The sequence below is a fragment of the Neisseria sp. 27098_8_112 genome, assembly GCF_041433235.1.
In the GTDB taxonomy this organism is placed as follows: domain Bacteria; phylum Pseudomonadota; class Gammaproteobacteria; order Burkholderiales; family Neisseriaceae; genus Neisseria.
In genome coordinates, this window is sequence record NZ_JAPWBB010000008.1 from 102,511 (window position 1) to 119,725 (window position 17,215).

Annotated in this window: 14 protein-coding genes and 7 tRNA genes; 5 read left to right on the top strand and 16 right to left on the bottom strand. The window is 45.7% G+C overall.

From position 1 onward, the window contains the following. Positions 1–17: 17 nt before the first annotated feature. The 11 genes from O3682_RS06880 to ccoG all read right to left on the bottom strand — a co-directional run bounded on the left by O3682_RS06880 (position 18) and on the right by ccoG (position 6,503). Entirely contained in the window at positions 18–2,027 is a 2,010-nt protein-coding gene (locus O3682_RS06880) for an LTA synthase family protein (protein ID WP_371509238.1), read from the bottom strand. Positions 2,028–2,428: 401 nt separating this feature from the next. Continuing rightward, positions 2,429–2,518: transfer RNA gene (locus O3682_RS06885), tRNA-Leu, on the bottom strand. 21 nt (positions 2,519–2,539) lie between these two features. Then, a tRNA-Cys gene (locus O3682_RS06890) sits at positions 2,540–2,617 on the bottom strand. A gap of 10 nt (positions 2,618–2,627) precedes the next feature. After that, positions 2,628–2,701 (bottom strand) — tRNA-Cys (locus O3682_RS06895). Positions 2,702–2,732: 31 nt separating this feature from the next. Beyond that, positions 2,733–2,808, bottom strand: a tRNA-Gly gene (locus tag O3682_RS06900). Positions 2,809–2,829: 21 nt separating this feature from the next. Further along, positions 2,830–2,905, bottom strand: a tRNA-Gly gene (locus tag O3682_RS06905). 24 nt (positions 2,906–2,929) lie between these two features. Further along, positions 2,930–3,005, bottom strand: a tRNA-Gly gene (locus O3682_RS06910). 34 nt (positions 3,006–3,039) lie between these two features. Further along, positions 3,040–3,115, bottom strand: a tRNA-Gly gene (locus O3682_RS06915). A 95-nt stretch (positions 3,116–3,210) separates the two neighbouring features. Then, positions 3,211–3,771 carry a CDP-diacylglycerol--glycerol-3-phosphate 3-phosphatidyltransferase gene (gene pgsA, locus O3682_RS06920; protein ID WP_036472256.1) on the bottom strand — a complete coding sequence of 187 codons (561 nt, stop codon included), beginning with the start codon at positions 3,769–3,771 and terminating at the stop codon, positions 3,211–3,213. Positions 3,772–4,446: 675 nt separating this feature from the next. After that, positions 4,447–5,013 carry a FixH family protein gene (locus tag O3682_RS06925; RefSeq protein WP_371509239.1) on the bottom strand — a complete coding sequence of 189 codons (567 nt, stop codon included), beginning with the start codon at positions 5,011–5,013 and terminating at the stop codon, positions 4,447–4,449. Positions 5,014–5,018: 5 nt separating this feature from the next. After that, positions 5,019–6,503 carry a cytochrome c oxidase accessory protein CcoG gene (gene ccoG, locus O3682_RS06930; protein WP_371509240.1) on the bottom strand — a complete coding sequence of 495 codons (1,485 nt, stop codon included), beginning with the start codon at positions 6,501–6,503 and terminating at the stop codon, positions 5,019–5,021. A gap of 448 nt (positions 6,504–6,951) precedes the next feature. Between ccoG and tkt the strand changes: the two genes are divergently transcribed. After that, complete coding sequence (tkt, locus tag O3682_RS06935) at positions 6,952–8,931, top strand: transketolase (RefSeq protein WP_371509242.1); 1,980 nt, start codon at positions 6,952–6,954, stop codon at positions 8,929–8,931. Between the two features lie 263 nt (positions 8,932–9,194). Here tkt and O3682_RS06940 read toward each other — a convergent pair whose 3' ends face one another. From O3682_RS06940 to clpS, 4 genes are all read right to left on the bottom strand, one after another. Beyond that, on the bottom strand, positions 9,195–10,616 hold the full coding sequence (locus tag O3682_RS06940; RefSeq protein ID WP_371509244.1) for a surface lipoprotein assembly modifier: 1,422 nt from the start codon (positions 10,614–10,616) through the stop codon (positions 9,195–9,197). A gap of 121 nt (positions 10,617–10,737) precedes the next feature. Then, positions 10,738–11,886 (bottom strand): factor H binding protein domain-containing protein, encoded by a 1,149-nt coding sequence (locus O3682_RS11740; RefSeq protein WP_526023251.1) that lies wholly within the window; start codon positions 11,884–11,886, stop codon positions 10,738–10,740. Positions 11,887–12,112: 226 nt separating this feature from the next. Next, on the bottom strand, positions 12,113–14,392 hold the full coding sequence (gene clpA, locus O3682_RS06955) for an ATP-dependent Clp protease ATP-binding subunit ClpA (protein WP_371509246.1): 2,280 nt from the start codon (positions 14,390–14,392) through the stop codon (positions 12,113–12,115). Positions 14,393–14,395: 3 nt separating this feature from the next. Next, the gene (gene clpS / locus O3682_RS06960) at positions 14,396–14,707 is read right to left on the bottom strand and encodes an ATP-dependent Clp protease adapter ClpS (RefSeq protein WP_003679561.1); all 312 of its coding nucleotides are present in this window, start codon (positions 14,705–14,707) and stop codon (positions 14,396–14,398) included. 257 nt (positions 14,708–14,964) lie between these two features. On the opposite strand from clpS, the gene O3682_RS06965 reads away from it, so the two are divergent. The 4 genes from O3682_RS06965 to O3682_RS06980 all read left to right on the top strand — a co-directional run bounded on the left by O3682_RS06965 (position 14,965) and on the right by O3682_RS06980 (position 16,502). Next, entirely contained in the window at positions 14,965–15,168 is a 204-nt protein-coding gene (locus O3682_RS06965; protein WP_003682902.1) for a cold-shock protein, read from the top strand. 75 nt (positions 15,169–15,243) lie between these two features. Further along, positions 15,244–15,459, top strand: coding sequence for a hypothetical protein (locus O3682_RS06970; protein WP_003679564.1), 216 nt, complete (start codon positions 15,244–15,246; stop codon positions 15,457–15,459). 84 nt (positions 15,460–15,543) lie between these two features. Next, positions 15,544–15,990, top strand: coding sequence for an SsrA-binding protein SmpB (smpB, locus tag O3682_RS06975; protein WP_003679566.1), 447 nt, complete (start codon positions 15,544–15,546; stop codon positions 15,988–15,990). A gap of 71 nt (positions 15,991–16,061) precedes the next feature. Beyond that, positions 16,062–16,502 carry a hypothetical protein gene (locus O3682_RS06980; protein ID WP_293202420.1) on the top strand — a complete coding sequence of 147 codons (441 nt, stop codon included), beginning with the start codon at positions 16,062–16,064 and terminating at the stop codon, positions 16,500–16,502. A gap of 73 nt (positions 16,503–16,575) precedes the next feature. Here the strand turns inward: O3682_RS06980 and O3682_RS06985 are convergent, their stop codons facing one another. After that, positions 16,576–17,061 carry a DUF4189 domain-containing protein gene (locus O3682_RS06985; protein WP_371509248.1) on the bottom strand — a complete coding sequence of 162 codons (486 nt, stop codon included), beginning with the start codon at positions 17,059–17,061 and terminating at the stop codon, positions 16,576–16,578. Positions 17,062–17,215 lie beyond the last annotated feature (154 nt).

The following is a 17,215-nucleotide window of genomic DNA, read 5'->3' on the forward strand; positions in this document are numbered from 1 at the left end:
TAAGATAGTATAACGATCTAGTGATGAGTAGTTGCAATACGGTTAATTTGCCAATCTAAAAATTGAGTGTAAACACTACCTCGTTCAATAAAAGGTATATCTTCAGCAGGTGGTTGGCTGATTTCAGCTTCTGCCGTCTGTAGTCCCTGATTGTTCCAACGATGGAATTCCTGATTGCTTAAATTATAAAAACCATGTTCGGTGATTAAAACTTCAGGATTATAACCATAGCCACACCATGAAGAATCAGATGTAGAGGCAGTCAAATTACAACCGGTTTGATAATAAGGTGTTTCTGATAGGCTAAGATTATATAACGTTGGCAAAATGTCTTTATGTGAGCCTGCCCGCTCAGGATGATATTCTGCATTAGAGCGATAAGTAGGCGGAACATAAAGATAGAATGGTACACTGTGGCCAAGGGCAATTTCATTAGATGAAGGATAACTGATTGCGCGCATATTATGGTCTCCAGTTGCAACAATAATAGTATCCGGTGCAATAGACTTTGTATGACTAATGAAGCGTCCAAGTTGGTCGTTGCTATATCGGAATGTGTTAAAAATCTCATTCAATTCTTTTCCTGTTGCTAGACTGGAAAGTCGCTGTTTTTCTTGCTCAGTGAGATGAAAATCTTTAGCTTGGTTAGGTTTAGGTAATTGATAGGGGGGGTGATTAGTTACTGATAGCATCATGATGAATACGGGAGTATTATTTTTTCTTGCTTGTTTCAACTCGCCTTCTGCATATCGGAACATAAATTCATCAGGTACTCCCCATGTGCTGGATTGGGCTTCGGGGTAGCGTGCTTTGATCGCATTTTCATCAATGATTTCATGTACGCCCAAATGACGTAGAAAACTATCAAAATCACGCCACCCCCCATTGCCAGCAGTGATATACACAATACGATATCCTGCATCAAGATATGGTTTAAACATGTTTCCAGGAAAAATTTTATTTTTAGCGGCAGATTGGCTAAGGTTAAGGCGTGGGCTACGAATAAAAAAACGGTGTAGTGAGTCGCTAGTACCATCGCCCTCAGAGATAAAACGTGAATAAACCCAATCTTCTTTCCAATGTTCATCTAATTCACCTAATAGATCTCGTTCAGGCGTATTTAGAGAAAGCAAGTGTGTACTCATACTTTCCATAACAGCAAATACAACGTTGGGCTTATGTTGTTCAACAATCAAATTTTTATTAGTTTGTGTAAATAAGCGATTTAAGTTGGCATCAGCTTTTTGATTTTGTAGACGATTCATCAGTTCAATACCATCTGAATCGGTAACTTCGATAAAATTATTACTGTTTCGATGTTCTGCAAAAGCCCAATTTAAAGAAATTAGTGCATTGGGAACTAATTTATTTATTTGCGGTAAGGTTGAAATTTGCATGGAGGTTTGTCGTAAAGGGAATTTACCAAATGAACCGCGTATACCAATACTTAAGATTAAGATAGGTATCATTATGATAGCAACCCAAGTTGCTTTGCTTGTAGTAGTAGCAGAAAAAGAGTATCTGTTAATTTGGGAAAAACATTTCCAAAAAAGGGTTACTGCTATGGCTAAAGCAATTAATCCCCAAATAATTGGGAAATCGGACCAAATAGTTTTGAGTACGGCTACAGTATCTTCTTCTGCAAGACCAAAAATAAAAACATCGAATTGGCGTTCGTAGACTCCATAATAAAACCAATTCCCTATAGCCAGAGCAGAAACGATAGATAACAATACTGTAGACAATAGAGCTTGAATCCGTCCATATGCTACAACAGTTTTTGAATTTAATAAGCTGAATAATCCTAGTAAAAATGGTAATGCCGTTAATACAGAAGCAGCTTTGATATCAAATAATAACCCTTTGAGCATAAGCTGGATAATATCCTCGGAATAACGACTACGGATATCATCTGATAGATAATAGTGTGACATTAAACACCGTTCAATAAAAAGAATTAGAACAGTGCAAAGCCATAATGAAAAAGAATTGCATAGAATTTTTTTGTAGGCAAGTAGACGAGACATTTTGTAGATATGTAATAAATATTTAAAACGGTGTTATTTTATAACCCTTTAAGGGTTTTAAACTAGCATATAATTTTTTATAGAAATCATACGATATGATGATTTGAGTTTGGGAAGGAGATAGACATGAGATTTGTCTATTTTTTATAAAAAATAATATAACGTATTGAATTTATTATATTATTCATGATTAATTAGAGGGGTTTATTTTTAATTGGTATCGATTACGGTAATACAATCAATCTAAAATGAATAAAATAAGAATAATTTAGTGGTTTAGATGAATCTCTTGTCCTAGATAGAATAGTGGTTATTTATAACTACAAAGCTGTTAATGGGCTATCTTTACTATTATTAGGCGTGGGTACTAGACAAAAAAATAACCGCTTAAAAGCGGTAAATGGTGCCCGGAGCCGGAATCGAACCGGCACGGCCGGTTTAGGGCCGACGGATTTTAAGTCCGTTGTGTCTACCTATTTCACCACCCGGGCGTAGACAGTAAATTGAGAGATTGGAGGCGGGGGCGCGGATTTGAACCGGCCTGTATAAGGGTTGCACCCCTTATAGCATAAACACTCTGCCACCCCGCCATGAAATGGATGGAGGCGAGAGTCGGAATCGAACCGGCGTAGACGGATTTGCAATCCGCTGCATAACCACTTTGCTATCTCGCCAAAACTACGTTTGAGTGTTGTAGTATGAAACTGGAGCGGGAAACGAGTCTCGAACTCGCGACCTCAACCTTGGCAAGGTTGCGCTCTACCAACTGAGCTATTCCCGCGTATTCGGATGCATGATTTAATGGAGCGGGAAACGAGTCTCGAACTCGCGACCTCAACCTTGGCAAGGTTGCGCTCTACCAACTGAGCTATTCCCGCATTTGAGTGCATCTGAAATTAAACTGGAGCGGGAAACGAGTCTCGAACTCGCGACCTCAACCTTGGCAAGGTTGCGCTCTACCAACTGAGCTATTCCCGCATATTGAAAAAGAACAATCAACAAGTAATCAGTATGGAGCGGGAAACGAGTCTCGAACTCGCGACCTCAACCTTGGCAAGGTTGCGCTCTACCAACTGAGCTATTCCCGCTCTGATAGTTTGTTGCTTCGTATATCGAAGAAGACGCAATTATTATGGATTTAATCGTGTGCGTCAAGTGTTTTGTTTTTATTTTTTTAAAAATTTTATTTGAATTCTTTCCACGCCATTTTCAGGTAGTAGCACATGGACCAGATGGTCAATACAGATGCTATAAACATCAATATGTTACCAATGAGATAGAAAGGGTCGTTATATTTGTCCGTACCGATAAGCAAAAGAAAGATGGCGATCATTTGGGCAGTGGTTTTGAATTTGCCGATAGTGGCTACGGCGACGCTGCCGCGTTTGCCCATTTGTGCCATCCATTCGCGCAGGGCGGAAATGGTGATTTCTCGGCCGATAATAATCATGGCGAAGATGGCGTATGTTCTGCCAAGGCTGACGAGCAGGAGTAGGGCAACGGCAACCATGAGTTTGTCGGCAACGGGGTCCAGGAATGCGCCAAAGTCGGAGGTTTGTTTCCAGCGGCGTGCCAAAAAGCCGTCAAACCAGTCTGTAACAGCTGCAAGTGCAAAGATGATGGCGGCTGTCCAGTTGACGGTTTGTGGTTGAATCCATGTGTTTGGTAAATAGAATAGGATGGTGAACACGGGGATTAATAGGACGCGCATCCAGGTAAGTAAAATAGGTATGTTCCAAGGCATGGTTTGGGACCTTTTGGACGATGTGTCGGATTGTCCATTATAGCTTATTTGCTCGCTGGGCTTTTTTGAGTGTTGTTTTTTTGCCGACAAGTAACGTGGGCATAGGGCTTTGTTATGCGGGTTGTGAAGGAAGTCTGTTAAGGCCGTCTGAAAAATGGGTTGTTGAGGGGTATAAATATTTTTGGGTAGGTAAGTGGCTGCAAAATAGTGGGCAATGAGGTCGGCTTGCTGCTCGATATTGAGTTGGTTGAAGTGAGGCAAAGGCATGGGATAGGCGTAAGCTTTGCGTTTCCTATATCCGCCTTTGAGCATAATGAATAAACCGGACAACCAAACTTTGTGACCGCGTTGGTGTTGCCAGACATGCGTCAGTTCATGAATCAGCCAGATTTTGTAGGCGATGCCGGCTTGAGTGAAATCATCAGGGCAGTGTTTGCGCGGGAAATATATATTTCCATTGGGGGCAATAGCGGTATTGTGGTTGGGCAGGAAGGGGATGCCACGATATATTTTAATGCGGTTGAAGTCTATGCCGTCGGCAAAAACCTGTTTTACCATACGGATTTCATTTTCGGTTAGTCTGCGCCAATTGGAAAAAATCATATTTTAAAGAGGAATATAGGATATAGAGATTTTCAGGCCGTCTGAAAGTTTCAGACGGCCTGAACATGGGATTTATTGTTCTTCTGAAGCGGCTTGTTTGCCGTTGTTGAACAATTTGTCCATAGGCGTCAGATTGACTGCGTTGCCTTGGCTGACTATCCATTTGTTTTCAACACGCCATACGCCTGAGGCATCTTCAACGCGTAAGTACCAATGATTGGTTGGGCGTAAAGGTTTAAAGACGGCTTCGTATTCCATGCGGCCGTTTTGTGGCTCGGACGTTACGGCGCGCAGCTTGACGGTTTGGTCGTCAGCTTTGCGTGTCGGGTGCATCAGCAGTAAGTTTAATGGCTGTTTGGGATCGAATTGTCCACTGACGAATACTTTGGCTGCATTCATGTCCGGACTGATTAAAACCTGCACCTGAATCTGCCGTTTAACGGCTTCTTCGTCGCGGTGAAGCTGGATTTCGATGTGTTTGCCGTCTTTATAGTAATCGTCGGAAACCAAGTCTGTCGTATGTTCTTTTGCGACGAAGAACATAGACACGCTGGCGATAACGACAAAGATGGGACCTGCCATCAGCACCCAAGGCCAAATGTGTTTATACCAAGGCTTAATGGGATTGGGTTTGGACACCGTTGTTATTCTCCAATAAAGGTTGCTTTTTCATTCAAGACAGTCGGTTCGGCATCAGCAGCATCGGTTTCACGATATGTGAAGGTAAATTCAATCGGCTGGCTGCCTTTTTCGGCGTACTCAGGGAGGGTGGATACTTGAACCGGAATGGTCACGGTTTCGCGTGGCGCAATTTTAATACCGTTTTCTGGCAAGCCGGTCAAGGCGATATCATCAAAACCTTTGACTGTTGCAGTAATGGTCTGTTCATGTTCACTCTTATTAATGATGCGCAGGTTGTAGGCATTTTCCAACCAGCCTTGGCTGTTTTCACGCACCATCACGCCACGGTCTTTCAGAATATCCACTTCGATCATTTTACGGGTAGAAATGCCGGTTAAGAAAGCAATAATAACCACAAACAATACTGCACCATAACCTGCAACGCGAGGGCGTTTCAGGCGTTTTTTGATGTCGCTTTCAGGGTATTCATGCTCCATTGCGCCTTCAGTGGTGTAACGGATCAGGCCGCGCGGATAACCCATTTTGTCCATGATTTCGTCACAAGCGTCGACACAGGCTGCACAACCGATACATTGGTATTGCAGGCCGTCGCGGATGTCGATGCCGACGGGGCAGACTTGTACGCACATGGTGCAGTTGATGCAGTCGCCTAAGCCGCTGTCTTCTTTGTTGGCGGTTTTTTTGCGTGCACCGCGAGGTTCGCCGCGTTCCGTATCGTAGGAAATAATCAGCGTGTCTTTGTCAAACATCGCACTTTGGAAGCGTGCATACGGGCACATATGCAGACACACTTTTTCGCGCATGATGTGGGCAAAAAAGAAGGTCATGAATCCGTAAAACGCTGCGGCAAACATTGCGCCACCGCCTGCTGCTCCGGTGAATAAATCGGGAACAAACTGGCGGATAGGGACAAACCAGCCTGCAAAAGTGATACCTGTCCACGCACAGACAAGGAAAATCAGTAGATATTTGGTGGACTTAATGCGGATTTTAGTAAAGTTCCAAGGCGATTTTTCCAGTTTTAAACGTTTGTTGCGGTCGCCTTCAACCAAGTTGTCGATCCAAAGCATGATTTCGGTGTAAACCGTTTGAGGGCAAGAGTAGCCACACCACAAACGACCGGCAATGGTTGTCCACCAAAACAGTCCGAAAGCACAAATCATCAGCAGCAAGGCAAGGTAAATCAAGTCGCCCATACCCAGTGACAGGCCGAAAATGAAAAAATGACGGTCAGGGATATTGAATAAAACTGCCTGACGGTTACTCCAGTTAAACCATGGAATTACGTAAAACACAAATTGCGTGGCCAGTACGGCGGCAATACGCAATTTGGCAAACCGGCCTTCTGCTTTTTTCGGATGAATGCGTTCGCCTTCAGGGTGGATCTGGATAACGCTGGCTCTTGGATTGAATGTTTTAGGAGGAGCGGTTTTGGCAGGTTTGTCTGCTGAGGAGGGAGTGTTTTCAGCTTGGTTTTCGGGTGACATAATCAGTGTTCCTTAATCGAAGTGCACACAAGCCTTTTGTCATGGTAGTAGTTTGATGTGAGTCTTTTCAGACGGCCTTGGGCGTGCATATAAAATCATAACATTTGACTCTATGCAAAGCAAAAGCGGGGCTTGCCCTTAACAATAGTTGCGGTACTCCTGCCTCATACAAGGCCGTCTGAAAAGAGCAGTATTCAAAGACTTACGGAATAAGCGCAGGTTTATGCTTATAGTGATTTCCTATTTATCTGATAAAAAATTTACAACATACTGTTTCAAAACGAAATAACAGTTAATATCATCTATCCTGTTCGTTTCAGACGGCCTATTGGAAATCATGTCGTCTGACAATGCAAATATCAAAGGCTATTCTTGAAAGCACGGCTGATTCAGGCGATAATCGGCACACTTTTTCATATTTCCAATCTTGTCCAAGGAAGGTCAAACCATGTCTCAACTGGCAAACGCAATCCGTTTCCTCTCAGTCGATGCCGTACAAAAAGCCAACTCCGGCCACCCGGGGGCGCCTATGGGTATGGCGGAAATGGCGGAAGTATTGTGGACGAAGTTCCTCAATCATAATCCTGCCAACCCGAAATTCTACAACCGCGACCGTTTTGTCCTCTCCAATGGTCATGCTTCCATGATTCTTTACAGCCTGTTGCACCTGACCGGCTACAACGTTTCCATTAATGATCTGAAAAACTTCCGCCAACTGCACAGCAAAACTCCCGGCCATCCCGAATACGGTTACACCGATGGCGTGGAAACCACGACCGGCCCGTTGGGACAAGGTATTGCCAACGCAGTGGGCATGGCTTTGGCTGAAAAAATCTTGGCTGCCGAATTTAATAAAGACGGTTTAAACATCGTTGACCACCACACCTACGTCTTCATGGGCGACGGTTGTATGATGGAAGGCGTATCGCATGAAGCCTGCTCGCTTGCCGGTACTTTGGGCTTGGGCAAACTGATTGTTTTATATGATGACAACAATATTTCCATCGATGGTAAAGTGGACGGTTGGTTTACCGAAAATATTCCGCAACGCTTTGAAAGCTACGGCTGGCACGTGATTCCAAATGTAAACGGTCATGATACTGATGCCATTCAGACGGCCATTGAAGCGGCCAAAGCCGAAACCGGCAAACCTTCCCTGATTTGCTGCAAAACCTTAATCGGCAAAGGCAGTGCCAACAAAGAAGGTAGCCATAAAACCCACGGTGCGCCTTTGGGTGCGGACGAGATCGAAGCCACGCGTAAACATTTGGGTTGGGCTTATCCTGCGTTTGAAATCCCTCAAGAAATCTATGCAGCATGGGATGCAAAAGAAAAAGGCGCGAAACTTGAGGCCGAATGGAACGAACTCTTCGCTCAATATCAAGCCAAATATCCTGCAGAAGCTGCAGAATTTGTACGCCGTATGGATAAAAAACTGCCTGAAAACTTTGACGCTTACGTTCAAGCCGCATTGAAAGAAGTGTGTGCCAAAGCGGAAACCATCGCCACCCGTAAAGCCAGTCAAAACAGCATTGAAATCTTGGCAAAAGAGCTGCCTGAATTGGTGGGCGGTTCTGCCGACTTGACCCCGTCCAACCTGACTGACTGGTCAAACAGCGTTTCCGTTACCCGCGAACACGGCGGCAACTATATTCACTACGGTGTGCGCGAGTTCGGCATGGGCGCAATCATGAACGGCCTTACCCTGCATGGCGGTGTGAAACCATTCGGCGCGACTTTCCTGATGTTCAGCGAATACGAGCGTAATGCTTTGCGTATGGCTTCGCTAATGAAAATCAACCCTGTATTTGTGTTCACTCACGATTCCATTGGTTTGGGCGAAGACGGTCCTACCCACCAACCTATCGAGCAAACTGCCACTCTGCGCCTGATTCCGAATATGGATGTATGGCGTCCATGCGATACTGTTGAATCTTTGGTAGCGTGGTCTGAAGCCGTTAAAGCGGCCGATCATCCGTCCAGCTTGATTTTCAGCCGTCAAAACCTGAAATTCCAAGTGCGTGATGAGCAACAGCTGAACGACATTAAACGTGGTGCTTATGTAATCAGCGAAGCTAAAGGCAATGCACAAGCTGTTGTAATCGCAACCGGTTCTGAAGTTGAATTGGCTCTGGAAGCGCAAAAAGTATTGGCAGAACAAGGTATTGCCGTGCGCGTTGTTTCCATGCCTTCTACCAATGTATTCGACCGCCAAGATGCCGCCTATAAAGCCGCTGTTCTGCCGGAAGGTTTGCCACGCGTAGCCGTAGAAGCCGGACATGCTGACGGTTGGTATAAATACGTCGGTTTGAACGGCGCCGTGGTCGGTATCAACCGCTTCGGCGAGTCTGCACCTGCTGACTTGCTGTTCAAAGAATTCGGCTTTACCGTAGACAATGTGGTTGCCACTGTTAAATCCGTTTTGTAAATCAGATTTTTGATCGAAATAAAAAGGCCGTCTGAAATTTCAGACGGCTTTTTTCTAGGTCTTACCGTTTGGATTTGCGAATACAATGATTTGTAATTCAAATAGAAACACTTTAATCAACATCATTTTCGAGTATGTGGGGAATTTCTTTTAATTTAGCAACTGTTTTCAAATACCTGTTTCTTAGAATTTTCGACGATCTTCCACCTGTGTAGGGAAAAAGGCTGATTGAAATGGCATGTTTTGTTCCTATCCCTTTTGAATTAAAACTGCTTCTCCACACTGATGAATGTCTGCATACTCTTACGGGAATAGAAGCCGCTCATATTGCTGTCGATTTTCAGATAACGGAAATTCAAATGCGGTACCAAGCCTTTCCATGCAATTTTATTGTGCCAAATAGATACATTTGCCTGATATTCATGGTCTTTTCGAGTCAGGCGGTACACCAGGCTACCCGGAGCATCAAAGGTACGATGGACGTAGCGCAGGTTGGTACGGATGCCGAATCCGTTCTCAAACGCTTTCGCCGTGCCAAAGCGTATGCCCTTGCGTACGGATGCCTGCTCCGCTTCTTTGGTCATGTCATGCGACCAGTCCATGCCTCCGTAAATCAGCCAGTTTTTCGGCGCAGAGTATGCCAGCGTTGCTCCCACTAGCGGCATATGGCTGTTGTAACGCGCAGCCGTGTTGCTGTTTTGATAGTATTTTTTGATATAGCCTGCATTGAACGAGAGCCGCCATTTTTCGTTCAGACGACGTGAAAAGTCGGTATGGATACCGGTTTCACGATTATAGCGTTTGCCGCCCAGCCAGTTTTGCTCGGCAAACGGTACAACCCCGAAAGATTGCACCGCCGAACGGTTTTTATAGCCTGCCACCAAGCGCAGGCTTTGCTCGTTAAAATCCTGATTGTCCCAATAATGCACGCCGTCGCCGCTCAGGTTGCCGTAAACAAAATGATGCCCGCCCATGTTGATTTCGCGCGATACACCGGCGCCGTAGCGGATACCGTGCGCCTTTTGCGGCAGGCTATCAGCGGTTTTATTCCAGCGTCTGCCGTTCCATTCTATAACGCGCTCGGACGAGGCATTGTTCACATTATCGGTTTGCTCGTATTGCAGTGAAACATCGGGCTGCCAGCTTTGCGCCGATGCAATGGAAGCAAGATAGCGTTCGGCAAGTTGCTGCATGGGCGGCTGCAAATCCGGTTTTGCCCGTTTCAATTCAGCTTTTGCCTCACAGTACTGTTTGTTTTCAAACATCATTACGCCCAAATCGAAACGCGGATACGCCAAATCGGGATGTTTCGCCAAAATGCCGCGATAGAGCGATACAGCCTCACCATGCCGCAACTGACTACGCCGCAACGCGCCTAAAGCATAATCGTATAAAACGGCATCCCGGTTGGGCACGGCTTTATATTGCGTCAACAAACCTTCCAGCGTCTTCCAGTCCCGTCCGATTAATGCGCGGTTGATCTGTGCTTCCAATGAGGAATCGGCAGGAAGGTCGTCTGAAAGCCTCTGTTCTGCAGGTTTATCGTCGGTAAATTCTTTTGAGGGTGTTTCGCTGTTGGGTTGTTTGTCAAAAAATACAGGTGCAGGTACATGGACAACGGGTGTTTCGGCAAGGGCGGTTGATGTGAAGGAGAATATTAGTAAGATGAGATGGTTTTTATTCATTTTATTCAGTGGGATATGGGTCGTAGGAATATTCTGTCATTGTAAGGATAACACGGTGAAAATGGTCGAAAAGGTCGTCTGAAACGGTTTCAGACGACCTTTTGGCTATATTACATCAATATTAGCGGGAGCCGGCAAAGCCGATCTCACCATTGTTGCGATCATCGACAGTACCGACAATTTCTTCTGCTTCAGGACCGAAGAAGCCGAGTCGGTAGCTGCCACGGTTGGAAGAGCCTTCGATGCCGTGTCCATTAATTGTGGTTTGGTCAGTTTCTTTATTGGTGTAGCTCATTTTTTTAATTTCTGCTTCATTCAGATGAATGTCGCTGTCAAGACCTGTAATTTTGCCACTACCTTTTCCGCTGTCGAAGTCAACAGAATAAGCCAATTTTCCTTTCTTATCTCCATCACTTGCAATACCGGAATAGTCGAATTTCCCCGCAGTAGGCAGGTTTTGGGTGGTATAACCTTTAATCAGGATATTGGTATCGTCATCGTCAGCATCCAGCTTTTCTGATTCACCATTAAGTGTTAAGCCGGTGGGCGTAATACCTGCAATCAGGGAATAGTTTTGACGGTAAATATGGGCAACACCGTTTCGGGTAATGGTATGGTCCTGACCTTCTGCCTGTGCAACGACAGTTTCCCGATAGTTTTGGCTGACTAACGTTTTAAGTGGAATACTGGATAAATTAAAATCATTACCACTGCTGGATTGGTTTCCTAAATTTACCTTATAAGATTTGAGAATAACTGCCCCATCAATTTCCTTCTTCTGTGCAAGTTCTCGGATATCTTTATTGGCGGTATTTTTTATACCTTCGTATGAAACTGAAAAATTAACGCGTGGTGTAGCGTTGGCAGAAGAATTATTGTTGCCGGGAGTATTGCTATTGTTGCCGGGAGTATTGCTATTGTTGCCGGGAGTATTGCTATTGTTGCCGGGAGTATTGCTATTGTTGCCGGGAGTATTGCTATTGTTGCCGGAAGTATTGCTATTGTTGCCGGGAGTATTGCTATTGTTGCCGGGAGTATTGCTATTGTTGCCGGGAGTATTGCTATTGTTGCCGGAAGTATTGCTATTGTTGCCGGAAGTATTGCTATTATTGTTGGAAGTATTACTATTATTGTCAGCAGAATTGCCGTTATTCTTCTGGATGCCATTTGATGAACTAGTGATGGATGGAGTGTCATTAGGCTGGTTGTTGCTGCAAGCCGCCAAGCTCAGGGCGATAATAGTTGCTGTACTTACTTTTTTGAAAGACATAGATATTTCCTTTGCAATGAATTGATTGATAATTAAAATGTAGATGTATTATCAAATAGTCATTTAAAAATATCAAGTAAATAGTTTACAAAAATAATTAATTTGTTAAATTACGAGGTATTTTGTTATTTGTAGCCTCTATATAGACGGAGAATTAGGCATTAATTACAAAAAGGTTGTCTGAAAACGGAAATCTCGTTTTCAGACGACCTTTTGCCTTTATCCTTCAAACCGCTGCTGTTTCAGGTTTGACCTTGCTTTTCTTAAACTTCAATACGGCTTCTTCTTTTGCTGCATCCCAGTCTATACGCATGAAGCCGCCGTCGGCGAGTTTGCCGAACAGGAGTTCGTCGGCGAGCGGTTTGCGGATTTTTTCCTGAATCAGGCGGTGCATCGGGCGCGCGCCCATTTGCGGGTCGAAACCTTTTTCCGCCAGATATTTGCGCAATGCCGGTGTGAATTCGGCTTCGACTTTTTTGTCGAGGAGCTGGTGTTCGAGCTGGAGCAAGAATTTGTCCACGACTTTGGCGATGACGGGTTCGGACAAGGGCGCAAACGGGATAATCGCGTCCAAACGGTTGCGGAACTCGGGCGTGAAGAGTTTGTTGATCGCCTGCATTTCGTCGCCGCGTTCGCGCTTGGCGGTAAAGCCGAGGCTGGGGCGGCTGAGGCTTTCCGCGCCTGCGTTGGTGGTCATAATCAGGATGACGTTGCGGAAATCAGCGCTCTTGCCGTTGTTGTCGGTCAGTTTGCCTGCGTCCATGACTTGCAGGAGGACGTTGAAAATGTCGGGGTGGGCTTTTTCGATTTCGTCCAAAAGCAACACGCAATGTGGCTGTTTGTTGACGGCTTCGGTCAAAAGACCGCCTTGTTCAAAGCCGACGTAGCCCGGCGGCGCACCGATGAGGCGCGATACGGCATGGCGTTCCATATATTCGGACATATCGAAGCGTTGCAGCGGTACGCCCATCGAGTAGGCAAGCTGTTTGGCGACTTCGGTTTTACCGACGCCGGTCGGGCCGGAGAAGAGGAAGCTGCCTATCGGTTTGTCGGGCAGGGCAAGGCCGGAACGCGACATTTTGACGGCGGCAACCAGTGCGTCGATGGCGTTTTCTTGACCGTAAACCATGTTTTTCAAATCGCGGCCGAGGAATTGCAGCACTTGTTTGTCGTCGTGCGACACGGTTTTTTCGGGAATCCGTGCGACTTTGGCGATGACGGTTTCGATTTGCGCTTTGCCGATGACTTTTTTCTGTTTGGATTTAGGCAGAATCCGTTGCGCCGCGCCTGCTTCGTCCATCACGTCGATGGCTTTGTCGGGTAGGAAACGCTCGTTGATGTAACGCGCGGAAAGTTCGGCTGCGGCTTCGAGTGCGCCTTGCGTATAGCGGACTTGGTGGAAGCCTTCGAACATCGGTTTCAAGCCGCGCAGGATTTGCACGGTTTCGGCGACGGTGGGTTCGACCACGTCGATTTTTTGGAAGCGGCGGCTTAAGGCGTGGTCTTTGTCGAAAATGGTGCGGTATTCGTCGTAAGTGGTTGCGCCGATACAGCGCAATGAACCTTTCGCCAATGCGGGTTTGAGCAGGTTGGATGCGTCCATCGTGCCGCCGCTGGTGCTGCCTGCGCCGATGATGGTATGGATTTCGTCGATAAACAAAATGGCGTGCGGGATTTTTTCGAGCTGTTTCAAGACGGATTTGACCCGCGCTTCAAAGTCGCCGCGGTATTTTGTGCCCGCCAAAAGCGAACCCATATCCAGCGCGTACACTTCGGCTTCCTTAAGCGCGTCGGGAATGTCGCCGTTGACGATTTGATGTGCCAAACCTTCCGCCAGCGCGGTTTTGCCAACGCCAGCTTCGCCCACCAAAAGCGGATTGTTTTTGCGGCGGCGGCACAGGATTTGTACCAGCCTTTCCATTTCGTGTTTGCGACCAATCAAAGGGTCGATACGGCCGGCTTTGACTTCGGCGTTGAGGTTGACGGTGTAGTCGGAAAGGGAGCCGGTTTTTTGTTCCGCTTCTTCTCCTTCGCGTCCCAGGCCGTCTGAATCATTGCCGTCTTCGTCATCGGGCGAGCCATGGGCAATGCAACGCAAGACTTCAAAGCGCGTAATGGATTGCAATTTGAGGAAATAAACGGCATGGCTTTCGGATTCGCTCATCATGGCAACCAAAATATCCAAAGGCTCTACTGCGGCTTTACCGGCAGACTGGGTATGCACCATCGCCCGTTGGATGACGCGTTGGAAGCCCAATGTCGGTTGGGTTTCGACCGTATCCAGAAGATGATCGGGAATTTGCGGCGTATTTTCGGCAACACTGGCGGCCAGCTGCTCGGACAGGACTTTCAAATCCGCACCACACAGTTTCAAGACGTTCGGCACAGCCGCATCTTCTTCTATCAGCACCAAAAGCAGGTGTTCCAAGCTGATAAACTCATAACGCGCGTTGCGTGCTTCACGGTAGAGCAGTTGCAGGATGTGTTCCAATTCGGGTGAAAGCATGATTTAAACCTCTTCGACTATACATTTGAGCGGATGCCCTTCGGCTTTGGCGCGTTCCATGACCTGATGCTGCTTGGTTTGCGCAATATCGCGCGTGTAGGTGCCGCACAGGCCTTTGCCTTCGTGGTGCACCAGCAACATGACGGCCACGGCCTGTTCTTGTGCAAGCATAAAGACTTCGGTCAGGATTTCGACGACAAATTCCATGGTGGTGTAATCGTCGTTCAATAAAAATACGCCGTAACGTTTCGGCGGCTGTGTGTTGATATCGCTGAGCAGGGTATCGGATTGGTGGTCGGTATTCGGATGGTTCATAAGCTTAGGTTTCAGTTTTCAGACGGCCTGTTTTAGAGTGTAAACCGTTTTCTGTTGTATTTCGGCAATTTTTTTCTATTTTCCCACTTTTTTGAAAACATAGCTTGACGTTTTGTCTTAACAAATGTAAAAAGACGGTTAAGCAGAAGTTGGCACTCGACTGCGTATGCAATACGTGGGAGAAACGCTGAACGTTTTAGTTTGCTGTATGCCTTGTTTTGCTGATTTTGTTAATTTTTAAGTATAGGAAGTTTCTAATGGCAACCGGTATCGTAAAATGGTTTAACGACGCTAAAGGTTTTGGTTTCATCACTCCTGATGAAGGTGGCGAAGATTTGTTCGCTCACTTCTCAGCGATCAACATGGATGGTTTCAAAACCCTGAAAGAAGGTCAACGCGTATCTTTCGACGTAACCACCGGCCCTAAAGGCAAACAAGCTGCTAATATTCAAGCTGCTTAATTAAATGTGCGGCGTAAGCCGTAAAATCATGGCGGGGTTTCCCGCCATTTTTTATGGGCGTTCGGGTCAAAAATTATGAATCAAAATTCATCTTATCAAAATGCTTTAAACCAGTTAGACGAGCTTATCCGTCATTTTCGCAGCGAAGGCGAGGTCAGCTGCGCCGTTGCCGAGCGTGAAGATCAAATCTTGATCCGCCTTGCCGATTTGAAACTGGATTTGCGTCCTGAAGATGAAAAAGCCATTGCCGATATAGACCGCTTTTACCGCCGCCATGTTTTAAGCGAATAAACGTTTCAAAACCGTTTGCCGTTTTATTTTTTAAGCATGCCTGATAAAATAGGCCGTCTGAAAAGTTTGTAAAGAATCAGCACAATGAGTATTGCCAATAATAAAAAAGCCTTTCACGATTTCTTTATCGAAGACCAAATCGAAGCCGGTATAGTATTGGAGGGATGGGAAGTCAAAGCCATCCGCGCTGCACGCGTGCAATTAAAAGAAAGCTATATCTACTGGAAAAAAGACGCATTCTATTTGGTGGGCTGCCACATTACCGCATTGCCCACTGCCTCGACACACGTCAAACCCGACCCTGTCCGTCCGCGTAAGTTGTTGTTGAAACAATCGGAAATCAACAAGTTAATCGGTAAAACCGAACGCGCCGGTTATACGATTGTGCCCTTAAACCTGCATTACACTCGCGGTAGAATCAAAGTGGAAATCGGTTTGGCCAAGGGTAAGAAACAGCATGACAAACGCCAAAGCCTGAAAGAAGCGGATTGGAAGCGTGAGAAACAGCGTTTGATGAAAAACGTACGTTGATTTTTTCAGACGGCCTTTGCATAAAGGCCGTCTGAATATTTATTGTTTGAAAATTTTAAAAAGGAAAACAGATGAAAACCATGATTTTAGCGGCAGCTTCAGCCGTATTGTTGCTGGGCGCGTGTTCCACTACGGAACAAAGAGTATTGAAACCTGAAGAGCTGACCAGCATCAAACATGTCTGCATCATTCAAAATGCAAAAGTAAGACCGCATGATTTGGATCGTGCTTTGTCTAAAGCTTTGGCAAAACGCGGCATTGGCAGCACTATTGTGACAGCGGACAACCGCGGCAAACTGTATGATTCTTCTTGCCCGTATAACCTGCGTTACAAAACCAAAGGCAATGACGAAATCTTGCGTAAAGGCGTATTTGTGTTGCGAAGCACGAAGTATGCGGTTTCTACTGTCAGCTACTCTTTGAACGATGAAAACCACTTCCGAACCAACCCTGATTTGGTGAAACAGGCTGAAGGTATTGTGGCCAAATTGTTGGAAAAAAACAGCAAATAAAAGCCAGGATAAAAAAACCGGCTTGCCGTGATATGGAGAATATCGGGCAAGCCGGTTTTATTTTCAGACGGCCTTAAATGGATTTGATTTTTTCCCAGAGGGTTTTGACCGTACCTTGATAGTAGGTTTCAGAAGTGCAATAGACTGTTTCTAAAGCACATTGTCCTTGTGAGCCGTATTTTTTGATACACTGGCTCAAGGCAATTTGATGCACGGTTTTGAAACGTGGGGAGGTAATGGCTACCACGTTTTGAGCGGTCAATTTGCCCATGGCTTTAGGATAGGCAACAGCGATACAAGTGTTGTGCAGAGGGACAACTGTTTTACAGCCTGTTGCTTGGCCTGCGCTGATGCCGGCTAAGGCATCTTGGCCTTTACAGAATGTTTCGAGTTCGGCTGTCGCATCCATTTGGGTGGCATTTTCTTTGGTGGTTTTGATTTGCAGTGCTTCATTGCTGTCGGCAGGGTTTTGCCACATCGCCAGGTAGCCGTAAGTATCGGCAGCCAGGGCGGCAGGAGTCAGTGCGCAAAGGATAAGTGTCATTAGTGTTTTTTTCATGTTCGTTCCCTGTTTGTTGGGTATTTGTCGTTATTATAAAGCAAAAGTACTTATTTGATATAAATTTGCTTTTAAAATGAATATTTAGTGTGGCAGATAGATTATAGGCCGAGACCTTTGCAAAATTCCCCAAAATCCCCTAAATTCCCACCAA